The organism is Acinetobacter sp. Colony158 (assembly GCF_019264745.1).
Classification (GTDB): domain Bacteria; phylum Pseudomonadota; class Gammaproteobacteria; order Pseudomonadales; family Moraxellaceae; genus Acinetobacter; species Acinetobacter ursingii.
Genome location: NZ_CP078523.1, coordinates 2788112 through 2808631 on the forward strand (window position 1 = coordinate 2788112; position 20520 = coordinate 2808631).

Sequence of the window (20520 nt, forward strand, 5' to 3'; positions counted from 1 at the left end):
CCATGTCGGGTATTCAGGTCACAATTGACGCTTATGGTGCGATTGAGCGCCAACTTCCTCCGCAATTAGTATTGGATTATCCAACTGAAATTTTGGTCGGCGATGTGCTAGATCAAATTAGCCAGCAATACCCACAAGCAGAAAAGGCTTTGGAACGATGTGCCTGTGCAATTGGTGAGGATATTATTCCGCGTCAAACCACGTTAAAACATGATTGTACGTTAGTGCTTTTATCACCTGTGGCTGGAGGTTAAGATGAAAGAGTTTCAGCGGGTACAGTCACAAGATTTAAGTTTGGACAGTTTTGATTCGATTAGCGAGTTTCCTGAATGTGGCGGAATTGGTATTTTTCAGGGAACTGTACGTAATCATCATGAAGGGCAAGCAGTAACTGCCTTAAAATATACATCTTATACACCAGTTGCGGAAAAGATGATCCGTCAGATTGAGCAGGATATTATCCAAAAATACGGGGTGGCTTATGTGAGAGTCATTCACAGAATTGGTGCTTTGGATATTGGAGGAACAGCCATTATCGCAGTGGCCTACGCAGCGCATCGCCGTGAAGCCTTTCAAGCCTGTGAAGAAGCCGTAGAGCGAGTCAAACATGAAGTCCCCATCTGGAAGGAGGAGTTTTATACAGATGGGAGCAGTCAATTTATAGAAGGGTGTTGTATCCGTAAAGATCATGACTCAGTCGAGCATAATCATAACCATTCAGCGCATCATAAACATCATCAGCATTCACATTGACAACATTAGCATTAACGTTATTTACGGAAATTTAAATGAAAAACGTAGGCATGAAACCTGAAAGTTATCGAATTGCCGAAGCTCAAGCGATCCTATATGCACCACCACATTGTATTGAGTTATTACGTCAGGGAAATACTGAAAAGGGCGATGCATTGAAAACAGGTCGTATCGCAGGGATTTTAGCAGCAAAACGTACCGATGAATTGATTCCGCTATGTCATCCGTTACCTATTTATCGTGCCGAAGTTGAATATGAGTTACATGAAAACTTTGTAGAAATTTTAACAACGGTTGAAACCATCGGACCGACTGGGGTCGAAATGGAAGCATTAACGGCCGCTAGTATCGCAGGTTTAACGTTATACGATATGCTCAAACCACATTGTGAACCCGAAGATCTGGTGCTAGATCAATGTAAGTTACTGAAGAAAAAAGGCGGAAAATCACATTTCAAACGGACATTACGTCAGCCTGTTTCTGCTGCTGTGATTGTATTGTCTGATACCGTCGCTGCGGGTAAAAAACCTGATACCGCTGGCAAATCTGTTTTTGATACATTGACAGAGGCAGGATTTACTCCAGTTCATTACCAAATTTTGCCCGATGAGTCTGATCAGCTCAAAGATTTGGTTTTAGAATTAAGCAAATCTTATGCGTGTATTATTACAGTGGGGGGTACAGGCATTGGAAAACGAGATATTACCGTAGATACCTTAGAACCTCTGCTCGAACGTAGACTGGATGGATTAATGGAAGCAGCCCGTGCCTTTGGTCAGCGCCGTACTCCTTATGCTGCAATGTCTCGTGGCGTTGCAGGATTTATCGATCGTTCTTTGGTCATGACTTTACCGGGAAGTCGTGGTGGCGCTTCAGAATCTATGGCAGCACTTTTACCCGCAATTGTGCATATTTTTGATGTTTGCCGTGATTTACCACATCCTGGAGGTTATGAGTAATGTCGGCATGTGGCTATGAACAAGGTTTGATCACAATAGATGAGGCAATTCAATATATTTTGCATACGCCCAAAACTTTGCCTAAAGAATCTATTGCGCTAAAAAATAGCCTAAGCAGATATTTGGCTGAAGCCGTTTATTCTCCTGTGAATTTGCCCAGTTTTGATCAAAGCGCAGTCGATGGTTATGCTTTATGTTCAAATCAAACCGATGCAAAAGATCAGAGTTTTAAACTGATTGGTGAAGTTCGGGCAGGTGAGGAAAGCAGCTTAGCTTTGTCTGAGGGACAGGCATCTCGTATATTTACGGGTGGAAAAATTCCTGAAGGCACCACGACTATTGCTCGACAGGAAATTGTAAAAAAGATTGATGATCAAAATATCCAGATTGTAGAAAGTCTGCAAGCAGAAGTTGATATTCGCCGTAAAGGGGAAGAGGTTAAGCAAGGGCAATGTTTGGCGGATACTGGGCAGTATATGAATATCGGGAGTCTTGCTGCGCTCAGTATGGCGGGTGTTCAGAGTGTAACGGTATTTCAGCAACCAAAAGTTGCAGTGGTGGTTACAGGTGATGAGATTGCTCAATCACCAAATAGCCTAAGTAATGCTCAAGTCTTTGATGCCAATGGGCCTTTATTGGAAAATTGGCTTAAACAATATGGGATAGATGCACATTTGATTCATGTTGAAGATCAAGCAAGCTCTGTGACAGCGCTGTTTGAACGTTTGAAGTCTGAATATGATGTGATCATTACCACAGGTGGTGTCTCAGTCGGGGATTATGACTTTGTACGTCCATGTTCAATGGACGTCGGCTTTGAGCAAATTTTTTGGAAAGTCAAACAGAAACCAGGTAAACCACTTTTTTTTGCTAAATATGAACATCAACAAAAAAACTGCTACTTACTGGGCTTGCCGGGAAATCCTGCTGCGGTCTATGTGTGTATGCAGATCTATGGAAAACTATTGTTAGATGCCTTACAAAATAAACGTGAATCACCATCAGGATTTACAGCGCGGATTACACATGACCTAAAAGCAGATCACCGTGAGCGTTTTTTACGCATGCTTGCAACTTTTAATCAAAGCACACTTGAAGTCAGTGCTTTAAGCAAGCAACAATCACACATGCTAAGCAATCTGATGCAAACCAACTGCTTAGTGCGTATTCCAGCAGCGAAACAGATACAAGCAGGTGAGTTGGTAGATGGTCTATTTATTTAAAAATAAAGGTTAATCATGTTAAAACAATTTGGTCTATTTTGCTGCTTATGCACCACGGCATCCTTCACTTTGGCGGGTGAAGTAAACGTGTATGCAGCACCAAGTTTAACAAATGCACTTACTGATATTATAAAACTATATCAACAGCAATATCCTGACAGTAAAGTGACTCCCGTATTTGCAGATCCAGTGACAATGGCAAAACAAATGCAACAAGCAAGTCGTGCTGATCTTTATATATCAACGGATAAAAATAGCGTGCAGGCTTTAAATCAAAACAAGCTAGTGACCAAAAAGCGTGCCAAATACTTGATGAGTGATCAATTAGTTGCGATCACTTCTGTCAATATGGATATCCCATTTGGTCAGTCTAAACAGTTTAATTTTGCTCAAGTATTCAAAGGGAATCTGTGTACGGCTCAACTAGATACGAGTGCTTTGGGACTTTATACCAGACAAAGTTTGACTTATTTAGGCTGGCTTTCAAATTTACAGCAACGGATTAGTCAGAATACGGACAATACAAGCCTTTTAAATGCCGTTCAAAATGGAAAATGTGAGGTTGGCATTACTTTTCAGACAGATGCTCTAACTAGCAAAAAAGTAAAAATGATAGGGATTTTCCCTGCAAAATCACATGATCCCATTGATTACTATATAACTTTGACGACGCAGGGTGAAAAGAATAAAACCGCAACACAATTTGAGCGTTTTATTTTTACCAGTCCCAAAGTAAGAGCTTTATTGCTCAACTACGGTTTTAGCAACAAAAAATAGTCTGGTGAATTGATCGAACATATGATCATGACTAGCTATTTTTATGTAATGAGTCGTATGATTAAGGACAAGCTAAATATATTGGGGAGCAGTGATGAAATGGGATGATATTGGTGAACAGCCATGTTCAATCGCTCGAACGTTATCCATTATGGGTGATCGTTGGACGATGCTTATTTTGCGTAACTGCTTTTTAGGGACTCGCCGTTTTGATGATTTTCAGTCACATTTAGGGGTGACCCGACACGTATTATCAGAACGCTTAAAACGTTTAGTTGAACACGATATATTAGTCAAAACTCCTTATGTTGATCGACAGGAACGTTTTGAATATCGGTTGACTGAAAAAGGAATGGAGCTTTATCCTGTTCTCTTGTCTATGGCAAATTGGGCCGATAAATGGATGGATGATGGAGCAGGTGCGCCGATGTTATATCATCATAAAAATTGCGGGAAAATCTTTAAACCTATTTTGACATGTTCAGAATGTGGCGAAGAAATTCAAGCTAAACAAGTTTTGGCTAAACCAAGTCCATTATATGTTGATTACCTACGACAAGCCCAAAAGAAGAAGGCTTAACATCAGACTGGTTAAGAGCGGGCATTGTTCATCGCTTTTTCTAAAATAGCAAATATATCTGGGTGCATGCACTGTGCAACATTAAATCTTAAAAATTGCTGGAATCGATCTGATTGACTAAATGAGCTTCCTAAAGCCAGTATCACACCATTTTCATTGCAATCATCAGCCATTTTTTTTATATCAACATCAGCAGGTAATTCACACCAGAGAAAAATACCTGCTTTAGGTATGACCCATGGCTTTATTTCTAGTTTCTCAAGCATTTCGATGGTGATTCGCATGGATTCTGATAACTTAATTTTGAGTTGTTCCATATGCTTACGATAACCACCATCTGTTAACGCTTTATATAAAATTTGTGCTGAGAAATGACTATGACTGAAACTGGTGGCAACTTTTAAATCAACTAAATGATCAATCCATTCCGCTTTTGCCACTATATAGCCACAACGTACTGAAGCTGATAACGTTTTAGAAAAACTGCCAATATAGATACTGTGTTTAAGACCATCTAAAGCACTAAATCGTGGAGAATGCGCTGTTTCAAAATCCGAAAATATATCATCTTCAATCACAATCATATTGGCTTGTTCAATTAAAGAAGCCAGTTGATGTGCAGTTGGTTGAGATAGAGTGGCGCCAGTTGGGTTGTGAATACCCGAGTTAGTGATATAAAGGCGCGGATGATGTTGCTCAATCGCCTGCTTAAAAGCCTCTATATTAGGGCCTTGAGGCGTATAGGGAATACCAATAATTTTAACCTGATGGACTTTGAGTAAAGCCCGAAAATTAAAATAACAAGGGTCATCAACCAATACCACATCATCTGGCTTTAATAAAAATCGACAAATCAAGTCGATCGAATATGAACCAGAGTCGGTTAATAAAACTTGATCAGGTGTAACTTCAATACCTTTGCTATATAAGCGCCTTGCCAATAATTCACGTAATCCTAATAGACCTAAAGGTGAGGAATAATTTACAAGCTCATAGATTGGGCTTTTAGATGCATCCCGAATGGCTTTGCGTAAACTTTCATGGGGCATCCAATCGTCAGGTAACCAACCACATCCCAATTTTATCAAGTTAGGTGGAGCTTCCAGTAGCCGACGCGAGATCCATATCGGATCCAGATTTTTTTCTCGAACAGGTTCAATATTTGAAAGAATAAGCGGTTCAAGTGGCGCACAGACATAAAAACCAGCACCCGCCCGAGATTCAATAATGCCCATGGATGCCATACGTTCATAAGCTTCAACAATCGTTGACACTGAATAATGAAGCTGTTTGGCTAAAGTTCTGACTGATGGTAAACGCATACCGGGTGTCAAGCGACGACTTTTTAATTGCGTATCAATGTAATCAATTACCTGTTCAATTTTGGTCATGGCTTATCACACTTTCACATTTTGGCTGTACTGGAATTTTATCCAATACAGTTACTTAAAATTGTATTGGATTGTCTATATGCAAAAACATAACACAGAATTATAAATACAGTCATGAAAATAAGAGTAAATAGGATATGAATCCGCAAGTTTTGGCTTGGTGCAGTGGTTTAGTTGGCGTTATTATTTTTTCTGGCTCATTGCCTGCGACCCGTATTGCTGTTATGGATATGAATCCGTGGTTCTTAACAGGCAGTCGCGCTGTGATTGCGGGTGTGATTGCTGTCATTTTATTAAAATATCTCAAGGTCAATCGACCCGATCGACAGGATCGTATCGGACTTGTCTATGTGGCTTTAGGTGTGGTGATTGGTTTTCCATTATTCACTGCACTGGCATTGCAATATATCAATGCATCCTACTCAATTGTTTTTGTGGGATTATTGCCTTTAAGTACCGCAATTTTTGCTGTGATTCGCGGTGGCGAAAAACCCAAAGCTATTTTTTGGGTTTTTTCATTATTGGGAAGTACATTGGTACTCCTTTATATCTTTTTGCAAGCTACGCCAAACTCTGAATATCACTCTAACCAGTTGCTTGGTATTTTATTTATGTTTGTAGCAATTATTCTCTGTGGATTAGGGTATGCAGAAGGAGCAAAGTTATCTCGAAAAATAGGCGGTTGGCAGGTGATCTGTTGGGCTTTGGCGATTGCTTTACCCGTCATGTTCATCATTATGATTTTGAGTTATTCAGCCGAAACCCTTAATCATCTTTCTTTTTCAGCGCTGTTTTCATTACTTTATGTATCGCTATTTAGTATGCTCATCGGATTTTTCTTTTGGTATTATGGTTTGGCTCATGGTGGGATCGCAACCGTGGGTCAATTACAACTGTTACAACCTTTATTTGGACTGGGGTTAGCGGCATTGTTATTACATGAATCTATCAGTTGGATCATGCTTATCATTACGCTTGGCATCATTGTTTGTGTGGCATTTGCCAAAAAGTTTGCCTGAACAGAGCTAGCAAGTTATAAACAATTTGCAGGTTTAGGTATGCCAGCCAAGCGACTTAGATGGCGGGCAACCAAACCTGTATGAAATCGTTGTTGCAGCATGGCATTATCAATTTCAGGGCCAACCGTTTTCATTAAGTATTTAATCAAAGGACGAGTGGCAGGGGAATGCCCAAACTGTTGATAAAACTGGCGTACAGCGTGTAAAACCTGAAAATGCCAATCTGTTAATTCTAAATCCAAAGAGCCCGCGAGTTGTTGGGCAACTTGATTATTCCAAATTGTATAATCGAGCAGATGTCCATCTTGATCAAGTTCTAACTGCATAAAATAGCCTAAGCAAAAATCAATTATTTAAGAGAAATACAACGTTGAAACTGTAAAACTAAATCCGCAAATTGCGCATAGTCTAATATAGTCAAATTGGAAACTAAATCAGGATTTAACAATACTTGTTCAGTCTCTAGGCAATAACATGAAGAAAAATGTTCTATATCTGTTTGATTTAAAATGGCAACAGCTTCACCTAAAAAAACAACATGGTCATGCGGACTATATATCTGCTTAAGTTTGGCTAAAATACTGTGTGTTGCAGCGGCAGAAGATTGAATTAAATAGAGTGTACGATTCATTGTGCCATTTCCTTACCAATACAAAACATAGTTAAAAGATTGAATAAACTCTGCATTAAATTCAATAAATTCAATGCCCTGTTGGCTTTTCCTAACTAACGGATGATCCTGCAATCTGGACTCAATCAAAATGGGACTAAGATCATAAAATTCAAAACTTTCAACCATATTGGAAGCGGGTTTAAAGGCATGTTTGAGTTGATCAAATACAACATTTGAATTTAACAGACTTAAAGCAGCATCTTGTAAAAGTACTTTTACTGGGCTGCCAAATGTCGCTAAAACCATCGTCGCCGATAGGCTTTCATTAATCTGTAAAGCACCTAAGTTTGCCTGTGTTAAAATCACGAGTACAGTTTTCACACAATATACCTTTTAAAAGCAACACTCTAACAATACAAAACGTGTTTAAAATTGAACAATACGTGCAGATGATTGTAAGGCATCAGCAAGTTCACCAAGTCCAACCAATTCAAAACCCTGTGCGAGGTTGGAGTTAGATAATTGATGCCGTTTCGCATTTTCTTGATCTGTAATCCCGCGGTTCAGTGCGGCGCTTACACAAACGGGCAAACGAATCGATAGTTTTTGCCATTCATGGGTTAAATGGCGTTGATCATCGGGAAACCATTGCAAACTGTTTGCAACTTGCACAGCATCTTGGTAAAAGAAAACATGAAGTGTTTCACCTTTTGTGTGGAGTGCTTGAGCTAATTCAAAAGCATGCCATGCATGAATAGATGTAGGAGCAGAAGTAATTAACAGTAATGTACTCATTGAAATTTCACTTTGGTCATGAGTCTGGTCAGGAATTGAGTCATACACATCGTAATAAGTAGGTAAGTATACAATGATTTTGGTGACAGGTGGTTTAGGCTTTCTCGGTTCACATATTGCTTTGAGTCTGATGGCACAAGGTCAAGAGGTTATTTTAGTCGATAATCTGGCCAATGCATCCTTACAAACATTAGAACGGCTGGAATATATTTCAGGAATGTATGTTCCCTTTGTAAAAGTGGATGTACGAAATACACCTGCACTAAATAAAGTATTTGAGCAATATTCGATAGATGCTGTGATTCATACTGCGGGTTTTAAATCTTTGGAAGAGTCCAGATTGAAACCGCTTGAATATTATAATGATAATGTTAGTTGTATTATGAGTTTGCTGCGTTCGATGCAACGTACAGGTGTACGTAGATTTGTTCATCTTTCAAGTGCCGCAGTCTACGGCAAAAGTGGAACAGCATTAACTGAAGATGAATTCTTTAATTTCAGTTACGATAATCCTTATATCAAGTCGCAGCAAATGATTGAGGAAATCATTCGGGACACCATCAAGACGGATAATGAATGGAAAGTTGCCATACTCCGTCTAAGCAATGTGGTTGGTGCATTTGAACATGGGGTTCTGGGTGAAAATGTAGCACCATTACCGAAGAATATTGTGCCTTTGGCATTGCAAGTGGCTGCCATGCAGCGAGATTCTTTGGAACTATATAAAAATGTCGAGACACAGGACAAAAAGGTAGAGCGAAGTTTTATTCATGTACTGGATGTTTGTGAAGCAGTATTTGCAAGTTTATATTGGTTAAATCATCAGGATCATTGTTGTGAAAGTTTCAATATTGGTCATAAACATCTGACTTCAATTGAAGCTTTAATTAAGGTGATCAGTGAAGTCACCCATGCTCCGATCGAAACGCATGACGCTTCATATACTTATGATGAACTTGCACAGTTAGGTGTTGATATTTCAAAAGCAGAAAAAACACTCAACTGGAAACCAAAACGCAATTTAGAAAAGATGATCGAAGATGAATGGCGGTTTTATCAAAATACATTAAAAGGTCAATAAGAAAATGATTCTTATTTACAAAAATGCGAAGGTTGATTACTATCTTGCCACCAGCCAAGCAATGTAAACGTAATTGCTCCAGCCCGTATTGTCTTAAACAACATGAAAGAGGTTTTTATGCAAACTCGAATTGAACATGACACCATGGGTGACGTTGAAGTCCCAAATGATGCACTTTGGGGTGCCCAGACGCAACGTAGTTTGCAAAACTTTAAAATTGGTCAGGAACGATTACCACGCGCGATGATTCGTGCAATGGGTTTAGTCAAAAAAGCAGCTGCAATTACCAATGCAGAATTAGGACAACTTCCTCAAGATTTGAGTCAATATATTGTGGGCGCTGCTGAAGAGGTGATTGCAGGGCAGTGGGATTCTCAATTTCCCTTAGTGGTTTGGCAGACAGGTTCTGGTACGCAAAGTAATATGAACTGTAATGAAGTGATCGCCAATATTGCCAATCAAAAATTGGGGAATGCACTGGGTTCTCAGTCACCTGTCCATCCGAATGATCATGTCAATCGTGCGCAATCGACCAATGATTCATTTCCAACAGCAATTCATGTGGCAGCTTCTCTGCAAATCAATGAACTGTTAATTCCAGCAGTAAAAAGTTTAAGAGAGACGCTTCAAAACAAATCAGATGAATTTGCTGATATCGTAAAAATTGGTCGTACTCACTTACAGGATGCGACGCCTTTGACTTTGGGGCAGGAATTTAGTGGTTATGTTTCTCAGCTGGATCATGGCTTGAAACGGTTACAACAAGCACTCGAAGGTCTTTATGAGCTTCCTCTTGGTGGTACGGCTGTTGGGACAGGTTTAAATGCGCATCCTGATTATGCGGTTAAAGCTGCTGCGCAATTAGCGAATTTGACTGGTCTGCCGTTTGTGACTGCTCCGAATAAGTTTGAAGCTCTGGCGGGTCGTGATGCCGCTGTATTTGCATCAGGGGCATTAAAAACTCTGGCTGCAAGCTTAAATAAAATTGCTAACGATATTCGCTGGTTAGCCAGTGGCCCGCGTTGTGGTTTTGGTGAAATTCGCATTCCTGAAAATGAGCCTGGTTCAAGTATCATGCCAGGTAAGGTCAATCCTACTCAAAGTGAAGCCATGACCATGGTGGTGGCGCAAGTATTAGGTAACGATACCACCATCAATGTTGCGGGTGCGTCAGGTAACTTTGAACTAAACGTCTTTATGCCTGTGATTGCCTTTAACTTATTACAGTCGATTCAGCTATTGGGCGATGCATGTAATAGTTTCAATGAGCATTGCGCAGTGGGCATTGAGCCAAATAAAGAAAAAATTGATTATTTCTTACACAACTCTTTGATGCTCGTGACCGCTTTAAACCCTGTTATTGGTTATGAAAATTCTGCAAAAGTGGCTAAAACTGCTTATAAGGAAAATAAAACCCTGAAACAGGTTGCTGTAGAGCTAGGCTTAGTGACTGCACAGCAGTTTGACGATGTCGTGAAACCTGAACAAATGGTATTTCCTAACGCGAAATAAGTTGAAATAAACACATCAGCAGTTTGTATCTGATCTCGATGTGCGTACAATATATGCCTCTTGATATTAACTGCTGATGAAATTTACTATGATCGATGTCTATTTAACAGATGTTCAAAAACATATTCAATTTAATGACTATCCAAGTGAACAACCTGTTAAATTCCTCATTAATCTCAAAAAAATCTTTCCAAGTACCGCAGAATTATTGTTACCTGTTTTACCTGAAGATAATAATCTGGAAGATGTCACATGGGAATCGACTTCGACAGACTTCGAAACTTTTAAAAAGTTGTTGGAAGCTTGGGGTATTATCGAGCTACGTTTAAATGCTATTACTGCATTTAAAGATAAAGAATTTGCCAATCAACTGGTTAAAAAAGCACAGATTAGACGTAAACAAGTCTCTATAAAACAAGCCCAGCTTTCACTGGTTGATCTTGATTACATTTTTATTCATGAGGTACATAGTTTGCTGGATGCAGAACTGATTGAAATCGGTGAAAGCTTTTATTTACCCACATTGCGCCAACTTTGGAAAAATGAAGTTTCTGAACAGGTTTTATTTAGTAAATTTTAATTATTATTAATAAATCAAAGCATTATTGAATTTTTTCTAATGAAATAATACGACGAAATGGTATAAAAAGTGCTATAAAGAAAGTGAAACATGGTTTTCACTTTCTTAAAATTTTGTTGTATCTCATTAGGAAAATATACAATGTCAAATACTTTTCTTCCTTTATTGCAAAATCGTCGTACGATTTACGCGATTGGTAAAAATCTCTCTCAAACACCAGAACAACTGACTGATTTAATTCAGGAAGCAATTCGTCAAAGCCCATCATCTTTTAATTCCCAATCATCGCGTGCCGTTATTTTGTTGAATGATGAACATGAAAAATTTTGGAATTTTGTCAAAGAAAAATTACGTGAATATGCAACTGATGATGCAGCCGCAGCTAAAACTGATGCAAAAATGGATAGCTTTGCTGCGGGCGTTGGCACAGTTTTATTTTTTGAGGATCAAGACGTAATCAAAGGCTTACAAGAGCAGTTTGCATTGTATGCAGATAATTTTCCAGTTTGGTCTGAACATTCAACGGCAATGGCACAACTCGCAGTGTGGACAGCTTTGGCTGCTGAGAATGTTGGGGCTTCTTTGCAGCACTACAATCCGATTGTAGATGATAAAGTACATGCGGAATGGGAAGTTCCAAGCAGTTGGAAACTTCGCGCTCAATTGGTATTTGGTTCGATCGAAGCGCCAGCAGGTGAAAAATCATATATTGATGATGCAGCACGTTTCAAAGTATTTAAATAAAACCTTTAGTGAACCGAATTTAGAATTATCTAAATTCGGTTCATAATTTATAAGTTAGTCCTGAAAGACCTGACACTGATCCAGCATATTAAATTTAGAATCAATTACACTGGTTTTGATATCCAGTAATGACAGAAGGGTTGGGAATAAATTATCCTGACTTAAGTTATGATTTTTCTGAGACTTTAGGCATTCAACCTGATTATTTTGTGTAGATTTCCAATCATTTGAAAACCACATTAACATTGGAATATGTGTTTGCTGTGATGGTGCAAGCGCGTAAACCGTACCATGCAGATAAATCCCATTTTCACCAGTCGATTCCCCATGATCGGATAAATACCAAAGCGCTGTCTGATAATGTTTGTTTTTATCAAGACTTTGAATTATTTTACTTAAAATATGGTCAGTATAAACAATGGTATTATCGTAACTATTGATGAGCATCTGGCGATCACAAGTTTGAATTGCACTGGTTTTACAAGTCGGCTGAAATGGAGAAAACTCAGGCGTGGTGCGGTTATAATAAGCAGGGCCATGACTACCACGCTGATGCAACACGATCAACTGTGGGGTTTTATCTTGATGTGGGATGGATGCCAAGTAGCGTTGTAAGCTCATGAGCAAGACATCATCCAGACAAAAACCATCACCGCGACAATATTGCTTCTTGAGTTTTTTACTAATTTTAATGTTATTAACTCGATCACAAGCACCTTTACAACCAGAATCATTATCAATCCACGTCACTTTATAGCCTGCACGTTGCGCGATATCGAGTAAACCTTCACGATGAACCGCTAGATTTGCATCATATTGTTCTTTAGTCATGCCTGAAAACATGCAGGGGACGGACACTGCTGTAGCTGTACCACAGGAAGTTACCTGACTAAAATTAAGTAGATTTTCTATTTGTGCTAATTGGGGAGTGGTATTACGCGTATAACCATTGAGTGAAAAACTTTCTGCACGTGCGGCTTCACCGACCACTAAAACCATTAATTTGGGTTTTAACGTTTCAGTTTGCGATACAATGATTTTTGCATCTTCACCAAATCTAACCAAAGGTAAGTTTTTTTTATGTAAATGATGAAAATATTTATAACTTGAAGTCAAAATATTATCAGGGGAAATTAACTGGCGAATATCTTTATGTTGCCGAAAAATATTAGTAAAATTTAAATAGTTACTTAATACTAAAACCAATAATATGATAAAAGAAACAATAACATAAGATGATTTTTGAATTAGATTCTTTTTTAAAGAAGGGTATTCAATAGGTATCAAACAAACTACTAAAATCGGTAAAATAACCATTCCTATACTCCAGAGCGAGAAAGGAAGGGTCATCAGTTGTTTGGTTTCAGCCAAATCTGTCTGCATGACATTTTGAATTTGTTCAGGAGAGATATAAGCTCCTAATTCATTACTAAAATAAGCACTGAGCCCACCTAATAAAATCAACACAATAGCAATGGGTTTTGCTGTCCATTTCCAGCCAAAAAACTGAAGATACAGGTTGTAATAAGCGCTCAAACAGACGGCTACGATGCCTAGCCATACACAAGCCAACCAGCTAGTAAAACCTGAGAAAGAATGAACCTGTTGGTAAAAACGAAAATTTAAAGCGAGTGCCAACCACAAGGCTATGATTAAATTAAAGCAGGCAAGTGAGATTTTGGGGAGAGATGCTTTAATTCGGTGTAGAAAATGCAACATAAATCAGCACCAAATGTGAATCATGCAATTTAGGAAATACATCTTAAAATTTTCTTAATTTAACTCGATCAAAACGGATATAGCACGATAAATAGGGTACAAATTAAAACGAGATAATATTAAATAGCCTAAGCAAATAAATTGATAATCTCTTGTTTTAAAAACTCATATCTTAAATTTTCCTGTAAATCATAATTAAAAAACATTCCAATATTTATCAGTGGAAAATGAAAAGGCAATTCATGAATATTCAAGTTTTTTGCATAAAACAAATGCTCCAAAAGAGTCTTAGGCAAGGTCAACATAGCCAATGGATTTTGCTTAAGAATTTGTAAAGCAGTGGAATAATGCTGGCAACGTAAAAAGATGTGTCTCGAAATATTATTTTGGCTCAAATAGACATCTTCAAGTAATACACCCGTACGTCTCGACGAAACCCCTATATGCAGCGCAGATTGATACGATTGTTTAGTCACTTCAAGTTGTTGGGTACAAATCACATAACGGTCTGTGACTAAGCGCTGAAACCCAATGTGTTGCGCAAGATTATTTTCAAGGTCAATTACAAAATCTAGTTGTTGGGTCGAAAGATCATTTTGTATGGTTTTTCGATTCAGTTTAATACTACTGAACTGAATGTCTGGAGCAATACGTTGAAAATGATCGATTAATTTGGGAAAAATTAAGGGTTCAATTTCGTCATGAATTGCTATTTTAAGAGTCTTGATGAGACTTGGGTCAAAATTCTGTTTTTGTTGACTAATACTTTGAATTGAAAGTAACGCAGCCTTAATAACAGGGTAAACCCGCTCAGCAAAAGGCGTCGGTAGCATTTTATTGCCATGACGCACAAAAATTTCATCGTTTAATTGTAATCTTAGACGTTGTAATGCATGGCTTGCCGCTGATTGGCTAACAGATAGACTCGATGCTGCATGAGAAATACTTTTTTGTTCAAAAATTGCAACAAACAGTGGATATAAATTGATATCAATGCGATGAAATAACCCAAGATCTAAAAAAGAATTGTGAGGATTAGAGTTATGAATAGGATTCATAGTTTGATATTCAATAAAATCATTTCATGCATAATAAATTTGAGCGTATGTTCAAGTAAAGCGAAATAACACACTCATTTTAAGGAATCATCATGTTTGAGCTATCCGAACGTGCACAGGATTTTATTTCAAAAACAAAAAACTTTATTGAAAATGAAATTGAGCCCATTGAGGCTGATTTTTGGCATGAAGTACATACTCTTAATCCAGATGGGAACTGGAAAAATTGGACGTGGCCTGCACAGCTTGAAATATTAAAAGATAAAGCCAAGCAAGCGGGTTTATGGAATATGTTTCTACCTGACCCTGAACTTGGTGTGGGGCTCTCTGTACAAGAATATGCCCATATTGCCGAGCTTTCAGGACGTAGCTTACTTGCTCCGACAGTATTTAACTGTAATGCGCCAGATAGTGGCAATATGGAAGTTTTATGGCGTTACGGTTCTGAGCAACAAAAACAGCAATGGTTAATGCCTTTACTCGCAGGAAAAATTCGTTCAGTCTTTTGTATGACTGAGCCAGCGGTTGCTTCTAGTGATGCGACCAATATGCAAGCGACTGCGGTGGTTGATGGCGATGAAATTGTTTTAAATGGTCGTAAATGGTGGTCATCAGGTTTGGGTGATCCAAATGCCAAAATCATTATTTTTATGGCGCATACGCCTGATGAAAATAAAGATCGTCATCATCAGCATTCCATGGTACTGGTTCCAGTCGATACCAAAGGCGTTACAATAGAGCGGATGCTACCGGTATTTAGTGATTATGACGCACCACATGGCCACGGCGAAATTAGTTTTGATGATGTACGTGTGCCTGTTGAAAATTTTATTGGTGGGGCTGGGCAAGGCTTTGAAATTGCGCAGGGGCGTTTAGGACCAGGACGTATCCATCATTGTATGCGTTGTATTGGCGCAGCAGAAAAATCACTGGAATTAATGATCGACCGTGGTATGTCGCGTAAAGCTTTTGGCAAAGAATTATTAAAACTGGGTGGTAATCTAGAGCGGGTCGCAGAAGCTCGTGTTGCGATTGATCAGGCAAGACTATTAACCTTATATGCTGCCTATAAAATGGATACATTAGGAAATATGGCGGCATTGACTGAAATTTCAGCGATTAAAGTGGTTGCACCAAGTGTGCTTGAAAAAGTCGTCGATATGGCAATGCAACTGCATGGCGGTGCAGGAGTTTCGAAAGATACACCTTTGACTGGATTCTTTGCTCAGGCACGTAGCTTGCGTTTAGCAGATGGCCCTGATGAAGTGCATAAGGGCATGATTGCTAAACTTGAACTGGCAAAACGTGGTTATAGCACGAGAAAAAAAGCATAAAGTTAGATTTAATATTAAAGGAAGATATATGTCGATCATTGATATTGGCGGTCAGGTTCGAGAGGGTGAGGAGCTGAATGTTTTGGCCGTTGAAAACTGGCTTAAACAACAAGGCATTGTATTGGCTGACGAAGCTAAAGTTACTCAATATACCGGAGGCGCTTCGAATTGGACCTATCGTTTGCAATATGACAATCTAGATCTAATTTTACGCCGACCGCCTGTAGGAACTAAAGCCAAGTCAGCCCATGATATGGCGCGTGAATATTTAGTACAAAAAAACTTAGCGCAGTCTTATCCCGTTGTCCCTGAAATGATTGCTCTTTGTCAGGACGAGTCTGTCATTGGCTGTGATTTCTATGTGATGAAACGTATCGAAGGGATTATTCCCCGTGCGAAACTGCCACCTGAGTTAAACTTTTCTGAGCAGGATGTTCATGCGTTATGTATTAACGTATTGGATAAATTAATTGAATTACATCAAGTGCCTTATCAAAACACACCACTTGCTGAAATTGGTAAAGGTGAAGGATATTGTCGTAGACAAGTTGAAGGCTGGGATAAACGCTATGAAAAAGCAAAAACAATCAATGTGCCTTCTTTTCATTATGTAAGAAAGTGGTTGTTTGATCACATTCCTCAAGATTCAACCACTTGTATTATTCATAATGACTGGCGCTTTGATAATGTGATTCTTAATCCTGAACAGCCGACTCAGGTGATTGGGGTACTCGATTGGGAAATGGCAACACTCGGTGATCCGCTGATGGATTTGGGCAGTGCTTTGGCGTATTGGGTCGAAGATAGCGATAATATGATTTTTAAATCGACTCGCCGACAACCGACCAATCTAAAAGGCATGTTCACGCGAAAACAAGTGGTCGACTATTATCTACAAAAAACAGGTTTAACTACTGAAAACTGGACCTTTTATGAAGTATTTGGTGTATTTCGATTAGCCGTGATTGCACAACAAATTTATTATCGTTACTTCCATAAGCAAACCCGAAATCCTGCATTTAAAGATTTTTGGATCGTGATTCATGCTTTGCATATTCGTGCCTTAAAGTTGATTGCACAGCAAAAAATACAAGATTCAGAAATTGCCCAGAAATATTTAGATAAAGTGCAAAGGGTGTTAAAAAAATGACCACCATCTATTTAGTACGTCATGGTCAGGCTTCTTTTGGCAAAAGCAATTATGATGAACTATCTCAAAACGGCGAAGCTCAAGCCACCTTACTAGGTCGTTATTTTAAAGATATTTTAAAAGAGCAGCCATACGTTGTTGCGGGTACGATGCAACGTCATTTGCAAACGGCACAAGGCGCACTCAAAGAAAGTTTTCCAGAAACAACCATCCATACCGATGCGGGTTGGAATGAATTTAATCATCAACAAGTGTTTGCGCAGTATGAACCGCGTTTTAAGCAACCCGAATTACTCAAGGCTGATGTAGCCAAAGAAGCTAACCCACGTGCGTATTTAGTTAAAATCTTTGAAGGCGCAATTACTCGTTGGACAGACGGTGAATTTCATCATGAATATGATGAGTCTTGGCCGGATTTTAAGCAGCGTGTAGAAACAGCATTGCAAAAATTATGTGATGAGCTTGCGCAAACGAAACCCAGATACGCTGTCGTTTTTACTTCAGGCGGAGTTATTTCTGTCGCTGTTGGAAAAATCATGGAGTTGAGCATCAATCATACTTTTGCATTGAATTGGGCGATTGCCAATACCAGTTTAACGACCTTGAGATTGGTTGGAAATGAACCGCAACTTCTAAGTTTAAACGAACATCATTTTATTAAAGTAGTTAACCCAGATCTGCTGACATGGATATAAAAGGATTTTATCATGGCAAAAACGATTTTAATCACGGGAGCAAGCTCTGGACTTGGAGCAGGCATGGCAAGAGAATTTGCAAAGAAAGGCTATAATCTTGCGATCTGTGCCCGGCGTTTAGAGCGCTTACAGGAACTTCAAACGGAACTGCAAAGCGAATATGGCATCAAAGTGATTGCAAAAATTTTAGATGTCACAGATTACGATCAGGTATTTGAAGTTTTTAAAGCGTTTAAACAAGAATTTGGTCAATTAGATCGAATTATTGTCAATGCAGGTGTGGGCAATGGACGGCGTATTGGTAAAGGCAACTTTGAAATTAATCGAGCCACTGCTGAAACCAATTTTATTTCTGCACTTGCGCAGTGTGAAGCTGCTGTTGAAATTTTCCGTCAACAAAAATCAGGGCATTTGGTGGTGATTTCATCCATGAGCGCGATGCGGGGGTTACCAAAACACCTTTCAACTTATGCAGCCAGTAAGGCAGCAGTGGCTCACTTGGCTGAAGGCATCCGTGCTGAATTGATTGATACGCCCATTAAAGTTTCTACCATTTTCCCCGGATATATTCGTACCGAGTTAAATGAAGGCGCTAAACATTTGCCATTTGAAGTCGATGAAAAAACGGGATCACGTCTTTTGGTTAAAGCTATTGAAAAAGAACCTGTGAAAGCTTATGTCCCACAATGGCCGTGGTTGCCAATGGGGATTGCCATGAAAGTATTGCCATTAAGACTGGTCAATAAATTAGGCTAGAAATCTCTAGGAGATAGCATTAAATTTTATGCTATCTCCTGTTTTTTTAGATTATTTGAATAATTTTCGATATTGAATAAAACCAGTTTGATCTGCAATACGATCATATAACATCCGCGCCTGTTCGTTATTTTCCTGTGTCAACCAATAAACACGCGAACAATGATTTTTTTCGGCCTCTGCATAAACGGCTTCAATCAGCTTGCGCCCTAAGCCAGACGCTCGATGTTTGGGATCAACAAACAAGTCCTGTAAATAACAATAATTTTCAATCGTCCATGTGCTACGATGAAAAATATAATGTACCAATCCAATCAATTGTTTTTCTTCATTTTCTATAACTAAACAATATACAGGTTCTTGCGCATCCTGAAATCTGTCAAACGTGGTTTTGGTTATCTCATCACTGATCGCCGCCTTGTAAAATACCTGATAACCTTTCCACAGCTGAAGCCATTCATTGAAATCATTTTTTGTTACTGGACGTATGTTCATTATCTTCTCTCAATAAGTATCTTTTGTTGTGATTTAAGTTTTGGATTTCACTTAAAATAATCATCCTTGTATCAAAGCAAGCATTTCAACAATATTCAAATTTTTCTTAACGCATTCATTGCACAAATTTTAAATTGCCAATTTTTTATTTTTAAGATGTTTTGAAAATAAACTTTATATTTTGTAAATTTATTGATTGTATTTCTTGAACAAATAGGATTTTCCACAAATAAAGCCTATAATTTAAACATAATTTTAACCACAAGAGATTTAAAACATGCTTTTAAAATTTGCGACGCGTTTCATGGGGATTTTGGTGGCAGTACTTATCGTATTTGCTCTAGGGATTCACTTTTTATTTCCTGCAAAGCTCAGTATTGATTTGTGGATCATTGTTGTTCCTCTAATTTTGGGTGTGCCAATTGTCTTCTCGGTTTTACTTGCTAAAGATGATGAATTAAACCCTGAATTAGTTAACTAATTCTTTATTTACTCAAATTATTTTCAAGAGCCCATTTTACAATGGGCTTTTTATATTGTTGTATATTTTCAATTAGAGTTAGTTTATGTAAATCATATAATTATGCAAAATAATAAAATTCAAGTCTTTAAAAATTTACTTTGATGATCATTACAAGGCAAAATATCTAAAAATTTATTTAAGCGCCCTAAAAAGATAGTATGAATAACTTTGAGTTCGAAATAGAGTCACATCCACTTCAACCATTTTTACCAAGCAATGCAAAACTACTGATGTTAGGTAGCTTTCCACCACCCAAAGAACGCTGGAAAATGAATTTTTATTACCCAAATTATCAAAATGACATGTGGCGGATCTTTGGTTATTTGTTCTTTGATGATAAAAATTATTTTTTAGATCTCAAAAATAAAAATTTTAAGCAGCAGCAAATCCATGATTTTTTAATTGAAAAGGGGATTGCCATTTTTGATACTGCTGTTCAAGTTCAACGCTTAAAAGGTAATGCTTCTGATAAGTTTTTACAGATTGTGACACCGACCAATTTACAGGATTTACTTGAGCAAATTCCTTTGTGCAATACGCTGATGACAACGGGTGATAAAGCCACGGATACATTGATGCTGTCTTTACCTAAAAATACCGAAAAGCCACAGATAGGGCAATCTACTCAAACTTATTTTGTAGGTCGGTGGCTTGATTTGTATCGTATGCCGTCATCGTCCAGAGCTTATCCTTTAGCGCTCGAAAAAAAAGCAGAAGCTTATCGTGTACTCTTTGAAAATATTGGTTTAATTTAAAGAAAAAT

Annotated in this window: 25 protein-coding genes; 18 read left to right on the forward strand and 7 right to left on the reverse strand. The window is 38.4% G+C overall.

Going from position 1 to position 20520, the window contains the following annotated elements; all coding sequences use genetic code 11:
- The first annotated feature begins 2 nt into the window (after positions 1 to 2).
- From JR005_RS11380 to JR005_RS11405, 6 genes are all read left to right on the forward strand, one after another.
- Complete coding sequence (locus JR005_RS11380) at positions 3 to 254, forward strand: MoaD/ThiS family protein (RefSeq protein ID WP_004987846.1); 252 nt, start codon at positions 3 to 5, stop codon at positions 252 to 254.
- Between the two features lies 1 nt (position 255).
- The gene (locus JR005_RS11385) at positions 256 to 753 is read left to right on the forward strand and encodes a molybdenum cofactor biosynthesis protein MoaE (protein ID WP_218665077.1); all 498 of its coding nucleotides are present in this window, start codon (positions 256 to 258) and stop codon (positions 751 to 753) included.
- A 35-nt stretch (positions 754 to 788) separates the two neighbouring features.
- A complete protein-coding gene (gene moaCB, locus JR005_RS11390) occupies positions 789 to 1712 on the forward strand; it encodes a bifunctional molybdenum cofactor biosynthesis protein MoaC/MoaB (RefSeq protein ID WP_218665078.1) in 924 nt (307 codons plus the stop codon).
- Positions 1712 to 2935, forward strand: coding sequence for a molybdopterin molybdotransferase MoeA (locus JR005_RS11395; RefSeq protein ID WP_218665079.1), 1224 nt, complete (start codon positions 1712 to 1714; stop codon positions 2933 to 2935). The genes moaCB and JR005_RS11395 overlap by 1 nt, the downstream gene beginning before the upstream one ends.
- Before the next feature lie 15 nt (positions 2936 to 2950).
- Entirely contained in the window at positions 2951 to 3712 is a 762-nt protein-coding gene (gene modA, locus JR005_RS11400) for a molybdate ABC transporter substrate-binding protein (protein ID WP_218665080.1), read from the forward strand.
- A 94-nt stretch (positions 3713 to 3806) separates the two neighbouring features.
- Positions 3807 to 4292, forward strand: a complete 486-nt coding sequence (locus tag JR005_RS11405; RefSeq protein WP_004987835.1) for a winged helix-turn-helix transcriptional regulator — start codon at positions 3807 to 3809, stop codon at positions 4290 to 4292.
- 11 nt (positions 4293 to 4303) lie between these two features.
- Here the strand turns inward: JR005_RS11405 and JR005_RS11410 are convergent, their stop codons facing one another.
- Positions 4304 to 5683, reverse strand: coding sequence for a PLP-dependent aminotransferase family protein (locus JR005_RS11410; protein ID WP_218665081.1), 1380 nt, complete (start codon positions 5681 to 5683; stop codon positions 4304 to 4306).
- A gap of 137 nt (positions 5684 to 5820) precedes the next feature.
- Between JR005_RS11410 and JR005_RS11415 the strand changes: the two genes are divergently transcribed.
- Complete coding sequence (locus tag JR005_RS11415) at positions 5821 to 6702, forward strand: DMT family transporter (RefSeq protein WP_218665082.1); 882 nt, start codon at positions 5821 to 5823, stop codon at positions 6700 to 6702.
- 14 nt (positions 6703 to 6716) lie between these two features.
- Here the strand turns inward: JR005_RS11415 and JR005_RS11420 are convergent, their stop codons facing one another.
- The gene (locus tag JR005_RS11420) at positions 6717 to 7028 is read right to left on the reverse strand and encodes a TusE/DsrC/DsvC family sulfur relay protein (protein ID WP_218665083.1); all 312 of its coding nucleotides are present in this window, start codon (positions 7026 to 7028) and stop codon (positions 6717 to 6719) included.
- Between the two features lie 23 nt (positions 7029 to 7051).
- Entirely contained in the window at positions 7052 to 7333 is a 282-nt protein-coding gene (locus JR005_RS11425) for a hypothetical protein (RefSeq protein ID WP_218665084.1), read from the reverse strand.
- Positions 7334 to 7435: 102 nt separating this feature from the next.
- Here JR005_RS11425 and JR005_RS15295 point away from each other — a divergent pair, with 102 nt between their 5' ends.
- Entirely contained in the window at positions 7436 to 7552 is a 117-nt protein-coding gene (locus tag JR005_RS15295) for a DUF1659 domain-containing protein (RefSeq protein WP_126624419.1), read from the forward strand.
- A gap of 189 nt (positions 7553 to 7741) precedes the next feature.
- Here the strand turns inward: JR005_RS15295 and tusD are convergent, their stop codons facing one another.
- A complete protein-coding gene (tusD, locus tag JR005_RS11435; RefSeq protein ID WP_004987820.1) occupies positions 7742 to 8110 on the reverse strand; it encodes a sulfurtransferase complex subunit TusD in 369 nt (122 codons plus the stop codon).
- Positions 8111 to 8183: 73 nt separating this feature from the next.
- Here tusD and galE point away from each other — a divergent pair, with 73 nt between their 5' ends.
- From galE to JR005_RS11455, 4 genes are all read left to right on the forward strand, one after another.
- A complete protein-coding gene (gene galE, locus JR005_RS11440) occupies positions 8184 to 9191 on the forward strand; it encodes a UDP-glucose 4-epimerase GalE (protein ID WP_151731764.1) in 1008 nt (335 codons plus the stop codon).
- Between the two features lie 117 nt (positions 9192 to 9308).
- On the forward strand, positions 9309 to 10703 hold the full coding sequence (fumC, locus tag JR005_RS11445; protein ID WP_151731765.1) for a class II fumarate hydratase: 1395 nt from the start codon (positions 9309 to 9311) through the stop codon (positions 10701 to 10703).
- A gap of 88 nt (positions 10704 to 10791) precedes the next feature.
- On the forward strand, positions 10792 to 11283 hold the full coding sequence (locus JR005_RS11450) for a hypothetical protein (protein WP_004987815.1): 492 nt from the start codon (positions 10792 to 10794) through the stop codon (positions 11281 to 11283).
- Between the two features lie 141 nt (positions 11284 to 11424).
- Positions 11425 to 12027: a nitroreductase family protein gene (locus JR005_RS11455; protein WP_004987813.1), complete on the forward strand. Its 603-nt coding sequence runs from the start codon at positions 11425 to 11427 to the stop codon at positions 12025 to 12027.
- Positions 12028 to 12081: 54 nt separating this feature from the next.
- Here JR005_RS11455 and JR005_RS11460 read toward each other — a convergent pair whose 3' ends face one another.
- Positions 12082 to 13746: a phosphoethanolamine transferase gene (locus JR005_RS11460; RefSeq protein WP_218665085.1), complete on the reverse strand. Its 1665-nt coding sequence runs from the start codon at positions 13744 to 13746 to the stop codon at positions 12082 to 12084.
- A gap of 128 nt (positions 13747 to 13874) precedes the next feature.
- Positions 13875 to 14804 carry a LysR family transcriptional regulator gene (locus JR005_RS11465; RefSeq protein WP_218665086.1) on the reverse strand — a complete coding sequence of 310 codons (930 nt, stop codon included), beginning with the start codon at positions 14802 to 14804 and terminating at the stop codon, positions 13875 to 13877.
- 92 nt (positions 14805 to 14896) lie between these two features.
- On the opposite strand from JR005_RS11465, the gene JR005_RS11470 reads away from it, so the two are divergent.
- From JR005_RS11470 to JR005_RS11485, 4 genes are read left to right on the forward strand one after another with little or no spacing between them, the layout of a single operon-like run.
- Positions 14897 to 16138, forward strand: a complete 1242-nt coding sequence (locus JR005_RS11470) for an acyl-CoA dehydrogenase family protein (protein WP_218665087.1) — start codon at positions 14897 to 14899, stop codon at positions 16136 to 16138.
- Between the two features lie 28 nt (positions 16139 to 16166).
- Complete coding sequence (locus JR005_RS11475) at positions 16167 to 17288, forward strand: phosphotransferase family protein (RefSeq protein ID WP_126624418.1); 1122 nt, start codon at positions 16167 to 16169, stop codon at positions 17286 to 17288.
- Complete coding sequence (locus JR005_RS11480; RefSeq protein WP_218665088.1) at positions 17285 to 17983, forward strand: histidine phosphatase family protein; 699 nt, start codon at positions 17285 to 17287, stop codon at positions 17981 to 17983. Before JR005_RS11475 ends, JR005_RS11480 begins: the two co-directional genes overlap by 4 nt.
- A gap of 12 nt (positions 17984 to 17995) precedes the next feature.
- The gene (locus tag JR005_RS11485) at positions 17996 to 18739 is read left to right on the forward strand and encodes an SDR family oxidoreductase (RefSeq protein WP_004987794.1); all 744 of its coding nucleotides are present in this window, start codon (positions 17996 to 17998) and stop codon (positions 18737 to 18739) included.
- A 51-nt stretch (positions 18740 to 18790) separates the two neighbouring features.
- Here the strand turns inward: JR005_RS11485 and JR005_RS11490 are convergent, their stop codons facing one another.
- Complete coding sequence (locus JR005_RS11490; RefSeq protein WP_004987793.1) at positions 18791 to 19234, reverse strand: GNAT family N-acetyltransferase; 444 nt, start codon at positions 19232 to 19234, stop codon at positions 18791 to 18793.
- 277 nt (positions 19235 to 19511) lie between these two features.
- On the opposite strand from JR005_RS11490, the gene JR005_RS11495 reads away from it, so the two are divergent.
- Entirely contained in the window at positions 19512 to 19715 is a 204-nt protein-coding gene (locus tag JR005_RS11495) for a hypothetical protein (protein WP_004987792.1), read from the forward strand.
- Between the two features lie 200 nt (positions 19716 to 19915).
- Entirely contained in the window at positions 19916 to 20512 is a 597-nt protein-coding gene (locus JR005_RS11500; RefSeq protein WP_004987791.1) for a uracil-DNA glycosylase family protein, read from the forward strand.
- The last annotated feature ends 8 nt before the right edge of the window (positions 20513 to 20520 follow it).

Coding starts and splice junctions, on each gene's coding strand:
- JR005_RS11380 (WP_004987846.1), top strand. CDS start 3: ATGTCGGGTATTCAGGTCACAATTGACGCTTATGGTGCGATTGAGCGC.
- JR005_RS11385 (WP_218665077.1), top strand. CDS start 256: ATGAAAGAGTTTCAGCGGGTACAGTCACAAGATTTAAGTTTGGACAGT.
- moaCB (WP_218665078.1), top strand. CDS start 789: ATGAAAAACGTAGGCATGAAACCTGAAAGTTATCGAATTGCCGAAGCT.
- JR005_RS11395 (WP_218665079.1), top strand. CDS start 1,712: ATGTCGGCATGTGGCTATGAACAAGGTTTGATCACAATAGATGAGGCA.
- modA (WP_218665080.1), top strand. CDS start 2,951: ATGTTAAAACAATTTGGTCTATTTTGCTGCTTATGCACCACGGCATCC.
- JR005_RS11405 (WP_004987835.1), top strand. CDS start 3,807: ATGAAATGGGATGATATTGGTGAACAGCCATGTTCAATCGCTCGAACG.
- JR005_RS11410 (WP_218665081.1), bottom strand. CDS start 5,683: ATGACCAAAATTGAACAGGTAATTGATTACATTGATACGCAATTAAAA.
- JR005_RS11415 (WP_218665082.1), top strand. CDS start 5,821: ATGAATCCGCAAGTTTTGGCTTGGTGCAGTGGTTTAGTTGGCGTTATT.
- JR005_RS11420 (WP_218665083.1), bottom strand. CDS start 7,028: ATGCAGTTAGAACTTGATCAAGATGGACATCTGCTCGATTATACAATT.
- JR005_RS11425 (WP_218665084.1), bottom strand. CDS start 7,333: ATGAATCGTACACTCTATTTAATTCAATCTTCTGCCGCTGCAACACAC.
- JR005_RS15295 (WP_126624419.1), top strand. CDS start 7,436: ATGATCCTGCAATCTGGACTCAATCAAAATGGGACTAAGATCATAAAA.
- tusD (WP_004987820.1), bottom strand. CDS start 8,110: ATGAGTACATTACTGTTAATTACTTCTGCTCCTACATCTATTCATGCA.
- galE (WP_151731764.1), top strand. CDS start 8,184: ATGATTTTGGTGACAGGTGGTTTAGGCTTTCTCGGTTCACATATTGCT.
- fumC (WP_151731765.1), top strand. CDS start 9,309: ATGCAAACTCGAATTGAACATGACACCATGGGTGACGTTGAAGTCCCA.
- JR005_RS11450 (WP_004987815.1), top strand. CDS start 10,792: ATGATCGATGTCTATTTAACAGATGTTCAAAAACATATTCAATTTAAT.
- JR005_RS11455 (WP_004987813.1), top strand. CDS start 11,425: ATGTCAAATACTTTTCTTCCTTTATTGCAAAATCGTCGTACGATTTAC.
- JR005_RS11460 (WP_218665085.1), bottom strand. CDS start 13,746: ATGTTGCATTTTCTACACCGAATTAAAGCATCTCTCCCCAAAATCTCA.
- JR005_RS11465 (WP_218665086.1), bottom strand. CDS start 14,804: ATGAATCCTATTCATAACTCTAATCCTCACAATTCTTTTTTAGATCTT.
- JR005_RS11470 (WP_218665087.1), top strand. CDS start 14,897: ATGTTTGAGCTATCCGAACGTGCACAGGATTTTATTTCAAAAACAAAA.
- JR005_RS11475 (WP_126624418.1), top strand. CDS start 16,167: ATGTCGATCATTGATATTGGCGGTCAGGTTCGAGAGGGTGAGGAGCTG.
- JR005_RS11480 (WP_218665088.1), top strand. CDS start 17,285: ATGACCACCATCTATTTAGTACGTCATGGTCAGGCTTCTTTTGGCAAA.
- JR005_RS11485 (WP_004987794.1), top strand. CDS start 17,996: ATGGCAAAAACGATTTTAATCACGGGAGCAAGCTCTGGACTTGGAGCA.
- JR005_RS11490 (WP_004987793.1), bottom strand. CDS start 19,234: ATGAACATACGTCCAGTAACAAAAAATGATTTCAATGAATGGCTTCAG.
- JR005_RS11495 (WP_004987792.1), top strand. CDS start 19,512: ATGCTTTTAAAATTTGCGACGCGTTTCATGGGGATTTTGGTGGCAGTA.
- JR005_RS11500 (WP_004987791.1), top strand. CDS start 19,916: ATGAATAACTTTGAGTTCGAAATAGAGTCACATCCACTTCAACCATTT.